We start from the raw sequence: 19,075 nt of genomic DNA on the forward strand, positions 1-19,075 counted from the left end.
TCTACGTGCAGATTGCCGACGATCTATGGCAACGCGTCGCGGCCGGGGAACTTGGGCCGCGCCTGCCCAGCGTTCGGGCAATAGGAAGCGAATACGACGTAGCTCACGCAACTGCCGCGCATGCGGTTCAAGAACTCGTACGGCGCGGGCAGGCCATCACCACACCCGGGCGGGGCACGTGGGCGGTTCGTGATTGAGCCGCGCTACACGAGACCCGCTTACAAGAAGAGCTCCCGGGCGGTGATACGTCGCTCATCGGGTCGCGGGCTCGACGCCTCGACCGGAACCGTCCGCCGCTCCAGGCGCGTCAGGATGGACACCAGCTCGGCGAAGTCAGCCGCCTCGACCAGCCGGTCGCGTCCGGCCCGGTCTTTCACCAGGCTCCACAGACTGCCGGTGTAGCGGCCGTACCACAACAGCACCCCGGTGAATCGGGCGCGCAGTTCGGCGAGCGTCCACTCGATGTGGATCACCCACCATGGCGGCCCGGGCGCCAACGTGTTCATCGGTCGTACCTCCGGCGAGGTCGTCTCGGCGACGCCACTGCGGCATCGACACTTTGGTGACTGTGAGTGAACACGCGGTACACATGCCGCCACCAGAGGCACAATGAGGAGCAGGGGGGGAGCACGCCGGAGCACGACGAGCCGAGAGGCATGCGATGACCACCGCCGACGAGCGGCGCCGCATCGGCGCCCTCCTCCAGAGCGAGCGCAGACGCCGCCGCTGGTCCAAACCCGACATGGCCCGACGCCTCGCCGCGCACGTCCCCGACCAATGCCCCGACCGGGAAACCCTGATCTCCTACATCAAACGCTGGGAAGCAGGAAAAGTCAGCATCAGCGAGCGCTACCAATTCGCCTACGCCGCCGCATTCGACATGGACATAGAGGAGCTGTTCGGGCGGCAAGCGGCTGCCGGACCACCGGACGAACTCGCCGCCGCGGGCGCGCTTGGCCCGCCCAACTCGAACGGCCGTCCAGCCGACATGGAATACGTGGCGAATCTCCGGGAGACAGGTCAAACGCTCGTCAAGCTGGATACCGTCTACGGCGGCGATGAAGTATTCCCGCTGGCGCTGCGCGTCTTTCGCGATGCCCGCCGGAAACTCGCCGTCGGAGCATATGAGCCCAAGGTGGAGCGAGACCTTGTCGCGGCGACCGGGGAGGTCGGCGAGATCGCCGCGTGGCTGGCATACGATGCGGATCGGCAAGCCGAGTCACGGCAGATCATCCTTGAGGCGTTGCTGCTGTCCCGGCAGGCCGGGGACCGCAACATGGAGCTGTTCGAGCTCGCCCACTTGTCCATGCAGTCGGTGTATCTCGGCCACCCGGCGGAAGCACTGCGGATCGCAGACGGGCTTCTCGGAGCCCAGCACCTCGCGCCGCGCGTAGCGGCAGTGCTCAACATCCGGCGGGGCAGGGCGCTGGCGCAACTCGGCGACCGGAATGGCGCTTTCGACGCCATCGGCAGCGCACGGTCGGCCATCGCGGGCGGTATCAGTGAACGCGATCCCTACTGGACATGGTGGGTCACCGAAACGGAGGTCGCATGGCATCAGGGGATGGCCCATGCCGAACTCGGCGACTGGGGAGCCGCCATCCCTCTGCTCCATGAAACGGTCGAAGGGCGCGCGGCCTTCCAACGTGCCCTGTACAACGATCGCGCCCACCTATTGAACGCCCTGGTCCATGCCGCCTCATGGGCGGACGCCGAACAGGTCATCGGCGATATCTCCGCCCAGGTCGGCGAGGTGGGTTCGAGCCGTACCACCAATCTGCTCCGCCGCATCGTTCGCCATATAGGTGATGCGGACGCACCGTCCACGGTCTCGGACATCGCGCATGACCTCTTGGGGCGTCTGGATGAGCAACCGCACTGAGAGCCGCACATACGCAATCGACTGCCTGCAAAGCGGACACGCACTGCCCATGCTCGTAGCGAACCCACCGGGAGACATGCGATGACCACCGCCGACGAGCGGCGCCGCATCGGCGCCCTCCTCCAGAGCGAGCGCAGACGCCGCCGCTGGTCCAAACCCGACATGGCCCGGCGCCTCGCCGCGCACGTCCCCGACCAATGCCCCGACCGGGAAACCCTGATCTTCTACATCAAACGCTGGGAAGCAGAAAAAGTCAGCATCAGCGAGCGCTACCAATTCGCCTACGCCGCCGCATTCGACATGGACATAGAGCAGCTCTTCGACCAGAAGGCGGCTACCGGTCCTGACCTGGACGTCCTACGCCTATCGCACTCCAACGGACGTCCGGCCGACATGGAATACGTGGAGTCTCTCCGGGAGACGAACCAGGCACTTGTACGACTGGACGCTCTCCACGGAGCGTCCGATGTGTTCCCTTTGGCCGCGCGTGTCTTCCGCACGGCGGACCAGAAAATCGCCACCGGTGCCTACGTGGCCAAGGTCGAGCGCGATCTCATGGCCGCAGCCGGAGAGACGGGCGAGATCGCCGCGTGGCTGGCGTACGATGCCGACGACCAGGCCGTGTCACGGCAGATCATTCGTGAGGCGCTCGAGCTGTCCCGGGCCGTCGGCGACCGCGACATGGAGCTGTTCGAGCTGGGTCATCTCGCCATGCCGTCCTTGCACCAGCGTCGGCCTGCCGAGGCGCTGAGAATCGCGAACCGGGCACTGGCGGAGAAGCTGCCCGCCCGTGTCAGCGCGATGTTCGAGATCCGCAAGGGTCGAGCGCTCGCCCAACTAGGCGACGAATCGTCCGCCCTCGCCTCGTTCGCCAAGGCGAGGAGCACCCTGTCGGAGAGCATCGGCCCGCGCGATCCGCAATGGACGTGGTGGCTGGACGAAACCGAGCTGACCCGGCACATGGCGACGGCACACGCACAACTCGGCCAGTGGAACCGTACCGTTCCGCTACGTGAGCAGGTGGTGCTGGCCTGCCGGGGCGAATACCTGTATGGAAAGCTCGACCTTGCCCAGCTACTCGAAAGCTTGATACAGGTGCGCGATTGGACGCGCGCCGAGGAAGTGATCGCCGACATCGCGGGCATCGCGGACGCGATCGCGCCCGGACGTACCGCGAACCTTTTGCGGCGGCTCTTCGCCCAGATCGGCCGTGCGGAAGGCGTCCCCTCGACCGTCTCCGACGCCGCCGCCCACCTGCGCGGGCTCATGGAGAGCACCGCATCCCGAGCGGCGCCGCGCTGACCAGGGCGCGTCGGCACAGCGCCGCCGAGCCGGGCGATGGCCGCGCCAGGCGTCGCGGGCGGTCAGGAGTCTGCGCGTTCGTAGGTCAGGTGGACGACGCCGTTGCCGAAGGTCTTGGAGTCGGCCAGGCGGAGAGGGACCTGGGGTGCCGTCGTCGAAGAGGCGCTTGCCGCTGCCGACCATGATCGGGTGCACGGCACCGTGGCGAGGGGGGCGCTCCTCGACCCGCGTCGCGGCGGCGCCGGTGCTCAGGATCCGTCGCCCCAAAGCTTGCGGACCGTTTCGAAGACCTTCTGGTTGTGGGAGATCTCGACGACGTTGCCGTCGGGGTCCTTCAACGCGCAGATGTAGCCGACGGGGCCGGGCATGTCGCGGGGCTCCCAGTGCAGGCAGCCCATCTCGCGGGCGCGTTCGGCCATGGCGTCCACGTCGCCGCGTTCGGGGACCTCGATGCCGATGTGCGCGAATGGCTGGAGCAGCCCCTGCGGCTTCCCCCTGCCCTTGTTGAAGGACACCAGCACCAGCACGAACGGCGTCTCGGCCTGGCCCTCGTTGGACAGCCAGGCGCTCTCGCCGTCCGCGTCCTGGAACCGCTCGACCACCACCAGCGGGGTGAGGGCGGTGTAGAACTCGAGCGCCTTGTCCAGGTCGCCCGTGGGAAGCGCGACGTGCGTCCAGCGGGCGCGGGTCAGTCCTGCCATGGCGTCACCGCGGGTCACGGGGCCGGTGCCCCTGCTCGTCCAGCACCGGGTGCTCGACCAGCGCCAGCACCCGGCTCGCCATGAAACGCGCGGTGCGGACCGGCCCGCCGGTCCGGGTCACCTCGCTGACCTCCACCACGCCGCGCCGGTTGGTGATCTCCACCCGGCGGCCGGCGCGGGTGGCGACCACCTCGTACGTCCGCGTCCCCTCCCCGCCGACGTCGATCACGATCTCGACCCTGTCGCCCTTCATGCGCGCCCCTCCGACTCGAACAGGTATTCGATATATACCCGGACGAAACACGCACAACACGCGCTCAGGCCAGCAGGTTCACGATGGCCAGGACGCCCACCGCGACGATCACCCCGCGCAGCACCGTCGGCGGGATCCGCCGCCCCAGCGTGGCGCCCAGCAGCCCGCCCAGCGACGAGCCGACCGCGATCAGCAGCGCCGCCGCCCAGCTCACGTCGGTGCGCCCGATCGCCCACATCAGCACGAACAGCAGCGCGGCGACGGTGTTGACCACCGTCGCCAGCACGTTCTTGACGGCGTTCAAAGACTGCAGGTCATCGTCCAGCGCGATGGCCAGCATCGCGATCAGGATGACGCCCTGCGCCGCACCGAAGTAGCCGCCGTACATGCCCGCGCCCAGCACGCCCAGCCACAGCCAGGCGCCGCCGTGCGGCGAGTGCTGCTCGCGCCGCGCCAGCACCCACTTCTGCATCCTGGGCTGCACGATCACCAGTACGACCGCGATCCCGATCAGACCCGGTACGATGATCTTGAACGCCTCGGCGGGCAGGGTGAGCAGCAGCAGCGCGCCCGTCAGCCCGCCGACCAGCGACGCCGCCCCCAGCCGCAGCAGCCGCTCGCGCTGCCCCTTCAGCTCGCGCCGGTATCCGTAGACGCCGGAGGCGTTCCCCGGCACCAGGCCGAGGTTGTTGGACACGTTCGCCACCACCGGCGGATACCCGAGCGCCACCAGGGTGGGGAATGTGATGAGGGAGCCCGAACCGACGATGGTGTTGATGCCCCCTGCGGCGACCCCGGCTGCGAACACGGCGGCCGCGTCCAAAATGTTCACGTTCATCCCCACCCATTTCGGCGCGTCGCTGATCGACCCACGATGGTAGGGATCGCCGGTTCACTGTCCGTGCACGGGGGTGGCGCTAGCGCACGGTGCGCGCGTACCAGCGGCCGTCGCGCCGCTCCACGGTCAGCGGCAGGCCGAAGCAGTTCGACAGGTGCTCGGGGGTGAACACCTCGTCCACCTTGCCCTGTGCCACGACCGTGCCCTTGCGCAGCAGCAGCGCATGGGTGAAGCCCTCCGGGACCTCCTCCACGTGGTGGGTGACCAGCACCATCGTGGGGGCGCCGGGATCGTCGGCCAGCCGCCCGAGCCGACCGACCAAATCCTCGCGGGCGCCGAGGTCGAGCCCGGCGGCGGGCTCGTCCAGCAGCAGCAGCTCGGGGTCGGGCATCAGGGCGCGGGCGATCTGCACCCGCTTGCGCTCGCCCTCCGACAGCGTGCCGAACCTGCGGCGCAGCAGGTCGGCGCAGCCCAGCGCCTCCAGCAGCGCCACCGCCCGGGTCACGTCGGTGGAGTCGTACTCCTCCTTCCAGCGCCCCAGGATCGCGTACGAGCCGGTCAGCACCACGTCGATGACGTTCTCGTCCGGCGGCACCTTCTCCGCCACCGCCGCGCTGGCGATGCCGATCCGCGGCCGCAGCTCGAACACGTCGGTGCGGCCCAGCTCCTCGCCCAGCACCCGGACCGTACCCGTCGTCGGATACAACAGCGCCCCGGCGACCTGCAGCAGCGTCGTCTTGCCCGCGCCGTTGGGACCGACGACCACCCAGCGTTCGTCCTCGTTCACCGTCCACGACAGCTCGCGCAGCAGGTCGGCGCCCTCCCGCCGGACCCCCACCGCGCGCAGGTGCAGCACCTCGTCGGTCATCGCCTGCCCGTATCCCACAACTAGCTCCGTCCGTCGGGAATGAACCTATGCGATTTCCCAGCACCCCGGGAGCAGCAAGCCACCGCTTCCACCTCTCGTGACGAAAACTGCAACTCCGACGAATCGCCCACCGCGGGCGTCCGCCCGCCGCGCACGGACACCGACCCGCAACCGTCCTCACGTGCGTGGCGCGCTGCCGGCTCCGTCCGCCTCTCATGTGATCGGCCAGGCTCACCCGCGACGACGCTGCCGGCGGAAGGCGCGGCGGGACGTGCCGCCGCGCCATCCGCAGGACGGTATCCGCCCGGCGGCCGAGCTGTCGGAGCCTGAGTCCAAACGGGTGCGAGCACTTATGGTGGTCTGCATGTACGCAGGGGCTCGGCGGGGCGCGATGAACGGGCTTGGAGGCGTGGCGACCGCGCTGGTCGCCTGGGGCAACGCGTGGCTGACCGGGCACGTCGGCCTGGATGAGGCGGTCGACACGGTGGAGAAGACGGCCGGGCCGCAGATCGTCGGCGGCGGCGTGCCGGGCACCGGCGGCACCGAGCGGGATCTGCCGCTGCGGGCCGGGCTGGGCGAGCTGCGCGTCGCGGGCCTGGCGGCGCTGCGGGTCGCGCTGCCCGCGCCGGGCGACCCGCTGGGGCTGACCGGCCCGCCCGACTTCAACCGGGCGGCGCTGGACGCCCAGGCCGCCGTCATCGCCGTGCTGCCGGACCGCGCGGTCGGCCTGATCCCGGCCGAGGACCGGCGCGGCTCGTCGTACGTGGGGGTGCGGTGGCAGGCGCGGGACGCGGCGACCGGTGTGCCCGACGTGCCGTCGCTGCCCGATGCCGACCGGCAGCTGCAGCTGGCGATGCGGGACGCGACCGAGGTGCTGCTGACGGTGGACGATGCCGCGTCCGGCGCCGTCCCGCCCGAGATCGCCGACGCGCTGGCCGACCTGCGCGAGCCGGGGCCGGACGACCATCCGCTCGCCCCGGGCTATCCGCAGCGCGCGCACCGGGTGGCGGCGCTGGCCGGGCGGCTGTCGCTGGTGGTCGACCTGGCGCGGCGCATGGACGACCGCGGGTTGACCGCCGAGCAGATGCGGCGGCGCGGTGAGGCGCTGCGCATGCTCGACCGGGCGGTGCGCCGCGCCATGGTGGCCGCCTGCAACAGCTCCTTCGACCCCGTCCTTTGAACGGGTCCGCGACCGGCCCTGAACAGCGGACGGGGCACCCGCCGTGGCGGATGCCCCGTCGCAGAGGGGGAGTGCGTCAGCTGCGCACGACGAAGGTGTTGCAGATCTTGTCGCCGAAGGTCTGGCGCTTGTCGTCCCACAGCGGCCACAGGAAGCCGAGGGCGCAGACCCAGCCGTCGATGGTGCTGTGGCACAGCTGCCGCAGGAACGCCCAACCGAAGCCGACCGGCTGGCCCGTCTGCGCGCTGACCAGCTTGATGCCCATCTGGCGCTTGCCGATGGTCTGGCCGGTGGTGCCCTCCTGGTAGCACAGCCACAGACCGGCCCCGAGCGCCGCCACGTACCCGAGCATGATGAGCAGGAAGCCGAGGACCGCGGCGGCGTCCCCGGCGGCGCTCAGGATCGCGCCCAGGATGTACAGGACGATCACCGGCACGGCGACGATCAGACCGTCGATCAGCCGGGCGGCGAACCGGGCGCCCCAGGTGGCGAGCTGGCCGCTGGAGCCGTAGTAGTGGTGGTGCACCTCCTGGTAGGCGGGCTGCTGGGCGGCGGCCGGAGGCTGCCCGTACCCGGGCTGCGCGGCCGGCTGAGCGTAACCCGGCTGGGCCGGGGGCTGACCGTACCCGGGCTGCGCGGGCGGCTGGCCGTAACCCGGCTGCGCGGGGGGCTGTCCGTACCCGGGCTGCGCGGGGGGCTGTCCGTACCCCGGCTGGGCCGGGGGCTGACCGTAGCCCGGCTGCTGACCGTACGGGTCGTAGGGGTTACCCACACTTGCTCCTTTTTGATTGACCCTGTGGTTATGTGACGCCCGCCGGACTCGGAGGGCTCCGCAAGTCAGGCCGACGTTCTGACGGCGACTCAGACCCGCAGGAGCCCGAACCGGGCGAGTTGCCACAGTTCCGACCCCACGAGGGCGATCCCGAGCACCCAGGTGCGAGTGCTCGGCGCCAGCGCCCACCACCGGCGCCCCAGTCCCAGCGGCGCGAGGGCGAGTCCGGCCGCGCCCGTGAGCGCCACCGGGTTCGCCAGCAGCGCCGCGCCCGGGCGGCCCGAACCCAGCTCGATGAACACCGTCGTGCCACCGCACAGGGGACAGGGGATTCCGGTGAGCGCCCGCAGGGGGCAGAGCACGCCGGGATCGTTGACACGGTGGATCCACGCCACGGCGACGGCCGCGACGGCCATCGCCGAGACGCGCAGCACCACCCCGCGTGGGCCGTACTGCGCCGCGGCGAGAATCCGGCCGACCAGGCCGCCGAGCGCACTCCGCTGTGCACCGGCAGCCGTCGCCTCGGACTCTCCCCCCAACGAATCCTCCGCCTCGATGACTGGTCCGGTGACCCGTATACAGGGAACACCCTGAGGTAGGTCAAGTCGCGACAACGATCCGCAGCCGGACCGTTACCTCAATCCTGACCAATGCCGCCCCGAATAAGAGGGTAGGATAAACCAGGCACCGCACGCCTCAACTTTCCCCGGAAGCCCGTCCGGATCTGGTATGCGCGTGCCGCGCCGGAGCGCCCCATGAGCCGCGTCGCAGGGGCCCGACGACCGGTTCGCAAAGAGAGCAACGTCACACAAGCGAACCCGGCGAGTCGGCGGCGCCCCCCTGAGGTCACCGCACCGACCGCATGACACGGCGCCTTCCACGGCCCTCCAGCGGCGCACCTGCCGTCACCGAATGCTCGACAGGAATTCACGCCTCAGACAGGCGCACACCACTCGGCCGGCCACCGGCGGCGGCTGCCGACGGGCACAGCGCAGCCCCGGATGCGGCGTCCGCGCACAAGGAAGATCGGTCGGACCTGCCGATGCACGGTGGGCGCCTGGGCGCCCTCACGTGCGCGTGTGGGCGGGCCGAAGCGGCGCTCCCGGGCAGGCTCCGGGCCTGCAGGCGGCCGCAGAGCGGCAGGGCGGAACCCGGGGTGTTCGGACGGCCGCGCATCGGCGGCGACGCGTGAACGACCGCGGGCCGGCCGCCGGGTCAGACGTGAGCGGCCGCGCCGACGGTGTAGGGGCCGCGCTGCTGCTCGGTGACGTGGTCGATCTCGATGACGTCGGCGATCACGGCGGTGATGTTGTCCGGGCCGCCGCCCTCGCGGGCCAGCTGCACCAGCGCCTCGATGGCCCGGCCGGGCTCGGGCTCGGCGGTCAGCACCTCGTAGATCGTCTGCGGGTCCACCACGTTGCTCAGCCCGTCCGAGCACAGCAGGTAGCGGTCGCCCAGCCGGGACTCGCGCAGCTGCAGGTCGGGCTCGCGGTCCTCCCGGCCGTCCAGCACCCGGTACAGCACGTGCGCCAGCCGGGACGACTCGGTCTGCTCGGGGGAGCCGCCCTGCTGCTCGGCCTCGGCCTTGAGCAGCTCCTCCATGGTGTGGTCCTTGGTGATCTGGAACAGCTCGCCGTCGCGCAGCAGGTAGCCGCGCGAGTCGCCGATATGGGCCAGCGCCACCGTCTGCCCCTGCCAGAGCATGGCGGTCAGGGTGGTGCCCATGCGGCTGAGGTCGGGCCGCTCCTCGCGCACGATCCGCAGCTTCTCGTTGGCCTCGGCGACGGCCCGGCCCAGCGCCTCGACAAGATCGTCAATATGGGCGTCGGTGTCCAGCGAGCGCAGCGAGCCGATGACGGTGGAGCTGGCCACCTCGCCGCCGGCATAGCCGCCCATGCCGTCGGCGACCGCGATCAACCGCGCGCCGGCGTACCCGGAGTCCTCGTTGTTCTCCCGGCTGCACCCGATGTCGCTGCCTGCTGCGTACTTGATTATTACGTCCATACTGATATTTCGATGACGATCCTGTCAGAGGAGTTGTAATCAGCCGCCGGCCGCTTCCCCGGCCGCACCGGGGGAGTCGATGCCGTGCCGGACGGCGTAGAGCGCCGCCTGCGTCCGATCCTGAACTCCCAGTTTCATGAGCAGATTACTGACGTGCGTCTTGACCGTCTTCTCGGAGACCATGAGCGCGCGGGCGATCTCCCGGTTGGACCTGCCCCGTGCGATCTGCACCAGCACCTCCCGCTCCCGTTCGGTCAGCGCGGCGCGGCCGCGCTCTGCGTCCGCGGCGGAACCGGCGTGCGGCGCCGGCCCCGGCCGCGATGTCCCGCCCGCGAGCACCGCCTCGGCGGCGTCGGGCGCGAACAGGACGTGCCCGTCGTGCACCGCTCTGATCGCCTGGACGAGCGCCCGCGGGTCGACATCCTTGTAGAGATACCCAGCCGCCCCCGCCTGTACAGCCGGGAGGACGTGGTCGCGTTCGGTGACGCTCGTCAGCACCAGCACCCGGGCCGTCACCCCGCGGGCGCGCAGCTCGGTCAGCGCCGCCAGTCCGCCGGCACCGGGCATCTTCAGATCCAGCAGCACGATATCGGGCCGCAGCGTCTCGGCCAGCCGCACCGCCGCCGCGCCGTCCCCGGCCTCCCCGACGACCTCGATGTCGTCCTGGACGCCCAGGAAGGTACGCAGCCCCTGCCGGACCACCGGGTGGTCGTCGGCGATCAGCACCCTGATCACGGCGTCCCCCGCTCACCGCGTCCCGACTCGTCGGGCCCCGCGCATGGCACGCTCCCAGTGTCGCTCGTCACATCCGTCACCGTCGTTCTATCCCGCCCGGGGGGCCGCACGCTCGGCTTCCGGCGAACGGCCGCGCGGAAGGTGTCCGCCGACGTTCTCACAGCGGCACCTCCAGGCGCACGACCGTGCCCGTCCCGGGCGCGGCGTCGATGGTGAGCGTGCCGCCGATCGAGCATGCCCGGTCGCGCATGGACGCCAGACCGAGCCCGCCGTGCGGCTCGCCGCCGTTCTTGGCGGACGCGGCACTGGGGTCGAAGCCGGTGCCGTCGTCGGCGATCTCCAGCACGGCACCGCCGTCCAGCACGCCCAGCCGAACCCGGATGGTGCGGGCGGAGGCGTGCCGCAACGCGTTGTGCAGGGCCTCCTGCGCGATCCGGAACACCACGGCCTCGTGCTCCTCGGGCAGGACGACGGTGCCGTCCGCGGTGAAGCGCACGTCGGCGTCGTAGGCGCGGTCGAGGACCTCCACGTGTTTGCGCAGCGAGGCGGCCAGTCCGTCGGCCAGGTCGGCGGGCCGCAGCTCGAAGATCACGGCGCGCAGTTCGGCGAGCGCGTCGGCGGCCAGCCGCTCCACCTCGGCCAGTTCGCGGACGGTGCGGGTCGGGTCGCGTTCGGCCAGCGCGGCGGCGGCCTGCGCGGTCAGCCGCAGCGAGAACAGCTTCTGGGCGACCGCGTCGTGCAGTTCGCGGGCCAGCCGGTTGCGTTCGGCGACGACGGTCAGCTCGCGGTTGCGCTCGTACAGCCGCGCGTTGGTCATGGCGATGGCGGCGTGCGCGGCGAACAGGGTGAGCAGGTCCTCGTCGGCCCGGGTGAAGCCGCCGGGGCGGCGCCGGTTGGCCAAGAACAGGATGCCGAGCACGTCGTCGCCGTCGCGGATGGGCACGCCGAGGAAGTCCTTGAGCACCGGGTGGGCGGCGGGCCAGCCCTCGAACTCCGGTTCGCGGCGGATGTCGGCCAGCCGCTTGGGCTCGTTGTCGCGCAGCATCGCGGCGAGCATGCCGTGCTGGCGGGGCAGCGGGCCGATCCGCTCCCACTCCTCCTCGGACACGCCCTCGACGACGAACTCGGCGAACGAACCGCGGTCGTCGGGCACGCCGAGGGCGGCGTAGCGGGCGTCCAGCAGCTGCGCCGCGGCCCGCACGATCACCTGCAGCACCTCGTGCACGGACAGGTGCCGGGTGACGGCCAGCACGGCGGAGCTGACCGCGTGCAGGGTCGCACCCGGATCCCCGCAGTCCCGCTGCCCGCCGTCCATCCGCCGTCCGCCCCGTCTCCCGTCCGATGCCCGTCCGTGTCCGGTCGCGCCGCCGTCCACGTGAAGACCGTACTCGCTGAGCTGGCGGTCCCGAATCAGCTTGTGCGTCCAATGCCCTAGGACCATGGGCGCAGGCCGTACCGGACCCGGCGGCCGATGCGCCGGCCGCCACTGCGTTCATACCGTCGGGGCATGACAAGCGAGACGACACTCACCGCCGACGACGCGCGCAGCCACGGCGCGAAGGCCGCGAGGGAGCAGCCGAACGGGCAGACGCGATGAACACGACCGTCGATCCCCACGGCCCGGCCTCGTCCGACACCGGGAACACCGCGGCCGGGCGGCCCGAGGGGCTGCTGCGCGGCCGGTACCGGACGCCGACGCTCGGCATCGTCCTCGTCGTCACGCTGCTGGCGTTCGAGCAGATGGCGGTCGGGACGGTCATGCCCGTGACCGCGCGGGCGCTGGACGGCCTTGCGCTGTACGCCTGGGCGTTCAGCGGCACGCTGATCGCCGGCGTGCTCGCGCTGGTCCTCGCGGGCGGGTGGTCCGACCGTTCCGGCCCGGTGCGTCCGCTCATGACGGGGCTGGCGACGTTCGTGGCCGGGCTCGCCGTCGCGGGGGCCGCCCCGGCGATGTGGGTGTTCGTCCTCGGACGCGCCGTCCAGGGGTTCGGCAGCGGCCTGGCGATGGTCCCGCTGTACGTGCTGATCGCCCGCGTGTACCCCGAGTCGCTGCGGCCCCGCGTGTTCGCGGCGCTGTCGGCCGCGTGGGTGCTGCCGTCGCTGCTGGGTCCGGCGGTGGGCGGGGCGGTCGCCGAGCACGCCGGGTGGCGCTGGGTGTTCCTCGGCATGATCCCGCTGGTCGTCCCGCCCTCGGTCATGCTGGTGCCCGCGCTGCGCCGGGTGCGCCCGTCCGCGGGTGCGGCGCCGTCCGAGCGCGGCACCGCGCGGCTGATGGCCGCCGTCGTGGCCGCGACGGGCACCGCCGCGCTGCTGTACGTGCTGGACCACCCGAGCCGGATCCTGCTGCCCGTGGGCGCGGCGGCCCTGGCCGGGCTCGGGTACGCGCTGGTCCGGCTGCTGCCCGCCGGGACACTGCGGATGCGGCGCGGGCTGCCCAGCGTCGTGCTGACGCGGGGGCTTTTGGCGGGCGCGTTCTTCGGCACCGACGCGTTCATCCCGCTGGCCCTGACGTCGCTGCACGGGTTCACGCCCACGCAGGCGGGCGTGGTGCTGATGGTCGCCTCGCTGGGCTGGTCGGCGGCGTCGCAGTACCAGGGCCGCTCGAACCGGCCCCGGGCCTTCCTCGTGCCGGCCGGCGCCGGGTTCGTCACCGCCGGGGTCGTCGCGGTGGCGGTCACAGCGCAGCTGCCGGGCTGGTGGACGGCGCCCGCCTGGATTCTGGGCGGCGTCGGCATGGGCCTGGCCATCGGCAGCCTCAGCGTGCTGCTGCTGGAGCTGTCGCCCGAGCGGAAGCAGGGCGTCAACTCCTCGTCGCTGCAGATCGCCGACATGCTCGGCTCGTCGCTGGTGATCGGCATATCGGGGGCGCTGGTCACCGGGTTCGGCGCCGACCGGCTCCGGGCGGGGCTGGCGGTGGCCGGGGCGCTGGCCGCCGCGATCGCCGCGCTGGGCATGCTCGCCGCGCTCCGCCTCACACCGTCGAAGGAGGCCGGGTGACGCCGGTTCCGGACTTCACGCTCCCGGCGGCGCTGGAGGCGCGCGAGCCGCCCGAGGCCCGCGGCCGGGGCCGCGACGGCGTGCGGCTCCTGGTGGGCCGCCGCGCCACCGGGCAGGTCGGCCACCACCGGTTCCGCGACCTGCCCGACCTGCTCGCCCCCGGCGACCTGCTCGTGGTCAACACCTCGGCGACGCTGCCCGCCGCCGTGCGGCTGGACAAGCTCGCCGTGCACTTCTCCACACCGCTGCCGGGCGAGGACGACCTGTGGCTCGTGGAGCTGCGACTGCGTTCGGGGGAGGCGAGCGTCCCCTACGGCGGGGGCCGCACGGGTGAGTGGCTCCCAATGCCGGGGGGCGCGACGCTGACGCTCCTACGGCGGCACACCGGCCGGCTGTGGGCGGCGCGGTTGAGCACCGGGGTCGTCCCGTACCTGCACCGGCACGGGGTGCCCATCCGGTACGGCCACGTGCGTCGCGACTGGCCCCTCGCCGCGTACCAGACCGTGTTCGCCCACGACCGCGGCGACGGCGGTGCGGAGATGCCCAGCGCGGCCCGCCCGTTCACCGCGGAACTGGTGGCCGCGCTCGTCTCCCGCGGGGTGCTCCTGGCGCCGCTGACCCTCCACACGGGGGTGGCGTCACTGCGGGCACACGAACCCCCCTACGCCGAGCGGTACGAGGTGCCGGAGGCGACCGCCGCCCTGGTCGAGCACGTACGCGCCCGGGGCGGACGGGTCATCGCCGTAGGGACGACCGTCGTGCGCGCCCTGGAAACGGCCGTGGACGCCCATGGCCGGGTCCGCCCTTCCCGGGGGTGGACCGAGCACGTCGTGACCCCGGAGAGCGACGTACGGGCCGTGGACGGGCTACTCACCGGCCTCCACGCCCCCGGGGCGTCCCACTTAGAGATGGTCGCCGCGATCGCCGGCCCCGGCCTGATGGAAGCCGCCTACCGGGCCGCCCTGGACGACGGCTACCTGTGGCACGAGTTCGGCGACTCCCACCTCATCCTCCCCTGACACACCGGCCGCCCCAGGGGTGTCCGCATGGCGGACCTCCCGCGCGTCGGCCGGACCGCGGCCGGTACCGTTGTGCAAAGCATGGACGGGACAGCAGAGCGCACGCTGCTCATCACACTCACCGGCCGCGACCGCCCCGGCGTCACATCCCGGCTGTTCAGCACACTCGCCGAATTCCCGCTGACGGTCTTCGACGTCGAACAGGTCGTCATCCGCGGCCGCCTGGTACTGGGCGTGCTGGTCTCCTACTCCGACGGGGTCGACATCGGCCGCGTGTGGACGGCCGCCGAACGCCTCGCCACCGACCTCGACATGGAGATCGAGCTGTCCACCGGACGGTTCCGCACCATGCCGCGGCGCCGCGGCCGACTGCACGTGACCGTCCTCGGCGCCCCGCTGCGCCCGGCGGCCATGGCGGGCATCGCGGGCCGCATCGCCGCGTCCGGCGCCAACATCGACCGCATCGAACGCCTCGCCAACACCCCGGTGACCTGCATCGAGATGGACGTCTCCGGCGCCGACCCGGAGGCACTGCGGGCGGCGCTGGCGGTGGAGGCGGCCGAGCGGCAGGTCGACGTCGCCGTGCAGCCCGGCGGGCTGCACCGGCGGGCCAAGCGGCTGATCGTGATGGACGTCGACTCCACCCTGATCCAGGGCGAGGTCATCGAGCTGCTGGCCGCGCACGCGGGCTGCCAGGCGGAGGTGGCCAAGGTCACCGAGGCGGCCATGCGCGGCGAACTGGACTTCGAGGGGTCGCTGCGTGAACGCGTCGCCCTGCTGGCCGGGCTGGACGCCACCGCCATCGACGAGGTGCGGCGCGAGGTGAAGCTGGCCGCCGGCGCCCGCACGATGGTGCGCACCCTCAAGCGGCTGGACTACAAGTTCGCCATCGTCAGCGGCGGGTTCACCCAGGTCACCGACGCGCTCGCCGCCGACCTGGGGATCGACTACGCGGCCGCCAACACCCTGGAGATCGAAAACGGCAAGCTCACCGGCCGGGTGATCGGGCCGGTGATCGACCGGGCCGGCAAGGCGGCGGCGCTGGAGCGGTTCGCCCGCGAGGCGGGCATCCCGATCAGCCAGACCGTCGCGATCGGCGACGGCGCCAACGACCTGGACATGCTGCAGGCCGCCGGGCTCGGCATCGCCTACAACGCCAAGCCGGTCGTGCGGCAGGCCGCCGACACCTCCGTCAACGTCCCCTACCTGGACACGATCCTGTTCCTGCTCGGCATCTCCCGCGAGGAGGTCGAAGCCGCCGACGCGGCGGACGCGGCGACCGCGCACTGAACCCGCCCTCCCGGACGTCCGTTACGACACCGTACGATCATCAATGTCCGGGTCGAGGGTACATGCCTGGTGGGATGATCGCGCGAGTCCAGGGACGGTGAACGGTGCTGCAGCGTGCGCGTGAGGCGTACGCCGCCATCGGCGGCCGGGCGACGCCCTTCTACGGGACCGCCGCCGCGCTCGCGCTGGCCCTCCCGCTGATCGTCGGGGCGCTGACCGGGCATGCGGCGCAGGGCGCGATGATCGCGCTCGGCGCGTACCTGGTGGCGTTGCGGGCGCCCGAAGGGCCGTACGGGGCGCGCGCCCGCAACCTGGCCAGCGCCGTTCTGGTGGTCGCTGTCGGCGCGACGATCGGCGGCAACCTGTCCGGGCACACGTGGCTTGCGGTGGCCGTCGTGCCGCCGGTGGTGGCGCTCGGCAGCGTGTTCCCGTGGATCGGCCCGACCGCCGGGCTCGCCGTACTGCTCACCGCCGTCCGCCCGTCCACCGGGGACGTCCTGTACGACGGGTTCTTCGAACTGCTCGGCGGACTGCTGGCCAGCGCGCTGCTGCTCGCCCCCTGGCCCGCGCGGCGGCTGCGCCCCCTGCGCGGCGCGCTGAGCGAGGCCGCCGACGCCGTCGCCGAACTGCTCGACGCCGTCGCCCAGGACATCGGCGAGCAGCGCACCGAGGCGCTCGACGACGTCGAGGTCGCCGACCCGGAGCTGGCCGCCGTCACCCGCAAACCCGACTGGGAGAAGGCACGCCGGGCCGCGTCGCGCGCCCTGGCCAACGCCCGCGCCACCTACGGCTTCTACCGGTCCGGCCGCGGACGCGAGGAGCCCACCCGCCCCGAACGGCTCATCGACGCGCTGTCGCGCATCATGCACGAGACGGTGGCGCTGCACTCGCTGATGGACGCGGCGCGGCGCCGTCCGCCCGGCCGCGAATGGGAGATGGAGGCGCGGGTCGCCGTCGCCGCCCTGGCCGCCCGGCTGCGCCTGCTGGCGGGCGCCGTCGCCGCACCGGACGGCGGGCCGCTGGGCGACCCCGACTCGGCCGCGGTGCGCCGCCTGGGCCGCCAGATCGAGGCGATCCGGCGGGCCGGCCTGGCCGGCGAGGAGGACCTGGTCTCCGCCGCGCTGCTGGTGCAGATCCGCCGGTCGGTGGAGCGGGTCTTCGGCGGCATCGAGTCGGCGCGCCGCGTGGCGTCCGGCGGCCTGCGCATCGGGTTCGGGCCGCCCCGGCTGCCGGCCGCGCCGCAGCGGATCTCGGTGCTGGAGCGCTTCGGCACCGCGGTGCGCACCCGCTCGCCGGGGTTCCGGCAGGCCATGCGGGTGCTGGTCACCGCGGCCGTGGCGATGGCGCTGGCCGCGGCGCTGCACCTGCCGCACGGACAGTGGCTGACGATCACCGCGGCGCTCGGGCTGCGCGCCACCTACGACGAGACCGTCACGCACCTGATCCAGCGGGTCGGCGGCACCGTGCTCGGCTCGGCGATCGCCGCGCTGCTGCTGGCGCTGGCGCCCGGCCAGCTCGCCGCGGCACTCATCCTGTTCGTCTTCGCGATCATCGCCTTTACGCTGCGGTCGGTGAACTTCGGCTACTGGATGCTGTTCGGCACACCGGTGTTCTTGATGCTGCTGGACTTCTCCATGCCGTCGAACTGGACCGCGGCGGGCGAACGCATCGTCCTCGTCCTCGCCGGCGGGGCGCTGGCGTTCCTGGCGACGCGGCTGCTGTGGCCCACCGGCCACGCCGAACGGCTGCCCGCCCAGCTCGGCCGGCTGCTCACCGTCCACGCCGACCTGGTGCGCGCCACCGCCGCGGTCGTGGAGGGCGACGCCGAGCGGCTCCCGCACGAGAAGGTCGTGGCGGCGGAGCAGGCCGTGGAGGCGGTGACCGACTCGCGCAACCGCCTGGAGAACGAACGCGTCCCCGACACCGAGCGCATCGCCCGGCTGGACGACGTGATCAGCGCCGCCCGCGGCGTCCGCGACCACCTCATCGCGGTCGCCCGCATGGCCCGCCAGGACGTCGAGGACGTGGGCCCCGCCCCGGAGATCCTCGACCGCGTCGCCGACCACCTGGAGGAGACCCACGACCGCCTGTCCGCCCCGGAGCCGACCGACGCCGACCTGCCGCCCCTGCGCGAACGCCTCGACGACGACTTCGCCGACCTCGACGCGCACATGGCGAAGCTGGCGCGCCGCCGCCGCGCCGAGATCAAGGAGGGCGTGAGCACCGACGAGTACACGCCGCTGCGGCATGCGGTGCTGCAGGTCTCCGGCACCCGCTACGCGCTGCGGTCGCTGCGCAAGGACGTCGACGACCTGGTCACCCAGTGCCTGGCCGCCGCGCCCCCGTCACCCGGCCGCCGCGTCTAGAGCCGCCGCTTGGCGGCCTTGGGGCGCGCCCCGCCGCACGGACGTCCGCACCGCGCAATGCGGCCGCTCACCGTCATCGCGCGAGACATCCTTTCCCGCCTGACTGCGGACGCGTGGCAGGTGTGGCGTCTGCACCGGTGTCCGCCTGCGGCCTAGGGCTGCTGGGGGGTGTGGAGCGTGACGAGCGTGCCCGCCCCGGGCCAGGCGTCCATCCAGCCACCCTCCCACTCGATCACGGCGAGCGCGCACGTGGGGAAGGCGTTCGGGGCGGCCCCGGTCAGATCGTGGACGAGCTGGTGCACCGACGGGTTGTGCCCCACGAGCAGCAGCGTGCGCGCGTCGTCGCCGGTCTCCCGGACGAGGGTGAGCAGGCCGTCGGCGTCGTTGGCGTAGATCTGGGACTCGTACCGCACCGGCGCCGGGACCGCCAGCCGTTCGAGGGTCTCCCGGGTCCGCACGGCGGTCGAGCACAGCACCAGGTCGGGGGCGAGGCCCCGGTCGCGCAGCCACTCGCCCGCCGCCTCGGCGTCCCGCCGTCCCCGCCCGGTGAGGCTCCGCTCGATGTCGGGCGTCGCTCCGCCCGGGACCGCCTTGGCATGGCGCAGAACGAGCAACGTCGGCATGCCCGCCACCCTAGCCGCCCCGCCGCCGGGGCCCGGTCAGGGGGCGACCAGCGCCGCCAGGATCCACAGAAGGGCGATGATCCCGAGCATCCCGACGAGGATGACGGCCAGCCCCTTGGGTCCGGACATCGTGGACTTCCCCGTGCTCACCGCACGCCTCCTCCTGATCATTAAGGGCGCGCTGCGCCCTCGTTCAGCCTACGACCGCCCCACCCGACCCCCGCACCGCCCCCAAGGCGTGTTGA

19 protein-coding genes are annotated in these 19,075 nt (G+C 72.4%); 8 read left to right on the forward strand and 11 right to left on the reverse strand.

Features of this window, described 5'->3' with window-relative positions; translation table 11 throughout:
• The first annotated feature begins 5 nt into the window (after window positions 1-5).
• Window positions 6-197: a GntR family transcriptional regulator gene (locus QSK22_RS33785; RefSeq protein WP_352231460.1), complete on the forward strand. Its 192-nt coding sequence runs from the start codon at window positions 6-8 to the stop codon at window positions 195-197.
• Between the two features lie 21 nt (window positions 198-218).
• Here QSK22_RS33785 and QSK22_RS19595 read toward each other — a convergent pair whose 3' ends face one another.
• Window positions 219-506 (reverse strand): hypothetical protein, encoded by a 288-nt coding sequence (locus QSK22_RS19595; RefSeq protein ID WP_285495685.1) that lies wholly within the window; start codon window positions 504-506, stop codon window positions 219-221.
• A 155-nt stretch (window positions 507-661) separates the two neighbouring features.
• On the opposite strand from QSK22_RS19595, the gene QSK22_RS19600 reads away from it, so the two are divergent.
• Together QSK22_RS19600 and QSK22_RS19605 are read left to right on the forward strand one after the other, a co-directional pair.
• Window positions 662-1,882: a helix-turn-helix domain-containing protein gene (locus QSK22_RS19600; protein WP_285495686.1), complete on the forward strand. Its 1,221-nt coding sequence runs from the start codon at window positions 662-664 to the stop codon at window positions 1,880-1,882.
• Window positions 1,883-1,963: 81 nt separating this feature from the next.
• Window positions 1,964-3,184: an NsdA family TPR-like regulatory protein gene (locus QSK22_RS19605; protein WP_285495687.1), complete on the forward strand. Its 1,221-nt coding sequence runs from the start codon at window positions 1,964-1,966 to the stop codon at window positions 3,182-3,184.
• Window positions 3,185-3,432: 248 nt separating this feature from the next.
• Here the strand turns inward: QSK22_RS19605 and QSK22_RS19610 are convergent, their stop codons facing one another.
• From QSK22_RS19610 to QSK22_RS19625, 4 genes are all read right to left on the reverse strand, one after another.
• Window positions 3,433-3,885 carry a VOC family protein gene (locus QSK22_RS19610; protein WP_285495688.1) on the reverse strand — a complete coding sequence of 151 codons (453 nt, stop codon included), beginning with the start codon at window positions 3,883-3,885 and terminating at the stop codon, window positions 3,433-3,435.
• Between the two features lie 4 nt (window positions 3,886-3,889).
• Window positions 3,890-4,138, reverse strand: coding sequence for a DUF8836 family protein (locus QSK22_RS19615; protein ID WP_285495689.1), 249 nt, complete (start codon window positions 4,136-4,138; stop codon window positions 3,890-3,892).
• Between the two features lie 64 nt (window positions 4,139-4,202).
• Window positions 4,203-4,970, reverse strand: coding sequence for a sulfite exporter TauE/SafE family protein (locus QSK22_RS19620; protein ID WP_285495756.1), 768 nt, complete (start codon window positions 4,968-4,970; stop codon window positions 4,203-4,205).
• Window positions 4,971-5,055: 85 nt separating this feature from the next.
• Window positions 5,056-5,844 (reverse strand): ABC transporter ATP-binding protein, encoded by a 789-nt coding sequence (locus tag QSK22_RS19625; protein ID WP_285495757.1) that lies wholly within the window; start codon window positions 5,842-5,844, stop codon window positions 5,056-5,058.
• 364 nt (window positions 5,845-6,208) lie between these two features.
• Here QSK22_RS19625 and QSK22_RS19630 point away from each other — a divergent pair, with 364 nt between their 5' ends.
• Entirely contained in the window at window positions 6,209-7,024 is an 816-nt protein-coding gene (locus QSK22_RS19630) for an Rv1486c family protein (protein ID WP_285495690.1), read from the forward strand.
• Window positions 7,025-7,100: 76 nt separating this feature from the next.
• On the opposite strand, the gene QSK22_RS19635 is transcribed toward QSK22_RS19630, so the two are convergent.
• The 5 genes from QSK22_RS19635 to QSK22_RS19655 form a co-directional block, all read right to left on the reverse strand.
• Window positions 7,101-7,796 carry an RDD family protein gene (locus QSK22_RS19635; protein ID WP_285495691.1) on the reverse strand — a complete coding sequence of 232 codons (696 nt, stop codon included), beginning with the start codon at window positions 7,794-7,796 and terminating at the stop codon, window positions 7,101-7,103.
• Between the two features lie 89 nt (window positions 7,797-7,885).
• Complete coding sequence (locus QSK22_RS19640) at window positions 7,886-8,335, reverse strand: DUF2752 domain-containing protein (protein ID WP_285495692.1); 450 nt, start codon at window positions 8,333-8,335, stop codon at window positions 7,886-7,888.
• 676 nt (window positions 8,336-9,011) lie between these two features.
• Window positions 9,012-9,800: a PP2C family protein-serine/threonine phosphatase gene (locus QSK22_RS19645; RefSeq protein WP_285495693.1), complete on the reverse strand. Its 789-nt coding sequence runs from the start codon at window positions 9,798-9,800 to the stop codon at window positions 9,012-9,014.
• Between the two features lie 39 nt (window positions 9,801-9,839).
• Window positions 9,840-10,535 (reverse strand): response regulator, encoded by a 696-nt coding sequence (locus QSK22_RS19650; protein WP_285495694.1) that lies wholly within the window; start codon window positions 10,533-10,535, stop codon window positions 9,840-9,842.
• Between the two features lie 157 nt (window positions 10,536-10,692).
• A complete protein-coding gene (locus tag QSK22_RS19655; protein WP_285495695.1) occupies window positions 10,693-11,850 on the reverse strand; it encodes a GAF domain-containing sensor histidine kinase in 1,158 nt (385 codons plus the stop codon).
• 278 nt (window positions 11,851-12,128) lie between these two features.
• On the opposite strand from QSK22_RS19655, the gene QSK22_RS19660 reads away from it, so the two are divergent.
• From QSK22_RS19660 to QSK22_RS19675, 4 genes are all read left to right on the forward strand, one after another.
• Window positions 12,129-13,532, forward strand: coding sequence for an MFS transporter (locus QSK22_RS19660; protein ID WP_285495696.1), 1,404 nt, complete (start codon window positions 12,129-12,131; stop codon window positions 13,530-13,532).
• A complete protein-coding gene (locus QSK22_RS19665; RefSeq protein ID WP_285495697.1) occupies window positions 13,529-14,551 on the forward strand; it encodes an S-adenosylmethionine:tRNA ribosyltransferase-isomerase in 1,023 nt (340 codons plus the stop codon). Before QSK22_RS19660 ends, QSK22_RS19665 begins: the two co-directional genes overlap by 4 nt.
• Window positions 14,552-14,632: 81 nt before the next feature.
• Entirely contained in the window at window positions 14,633-15,841 is a 1,209-nt protein-coding gene (gene serB, locus QSK22_RS19670) for a phosphoserine phosphatase SerB (protein ID WP_285495698.1), read from the forward strand.
• 104 nt (window positions 15,842-15,945) lie between these two features.
• Window positions 15,946-18,207, forward strand: a complete 2,262-nt coding sequence (locus QSK22_RS19675) for an FUSC family protein (RefSeq protein WP_285495699.1) — start codon at window positions 15,946-15,948, stop codon at window positions 18,205-18,207.
• A 152-nt stretch (window positions 18,208-18,359) separates the two neighbouring features.
• Here QSK22_RS19675 and QSK22_RS19680 read toward each other — a convergent pair whose 3' ends face one another.
• Window positions 18,360-18,830 (reverse strand): SixA phosphatase family protein, encoded by a 471-nt coding sequence (locus QSK22_RS19680; protein WP_285495700.1) that lies wholly within the window; start codon window positions 18,828-18,830, stop codon window positions 18,360-18,362.
• Window positions 18,831-19,075: the final 245 nt, after the last annotated feature.

The sequence above is a fragment of the Actinomadura sp. NBRC 104425 genome, assembly GCF_030269545.1.
Taxonomy (GTDB): domain Bacteria; phylum Actinomycetota; class Actinomycetes; order Streptosporangiales; family Streptosporangiaceae; genus Spirillospora; species Spirillospora keratinilytica.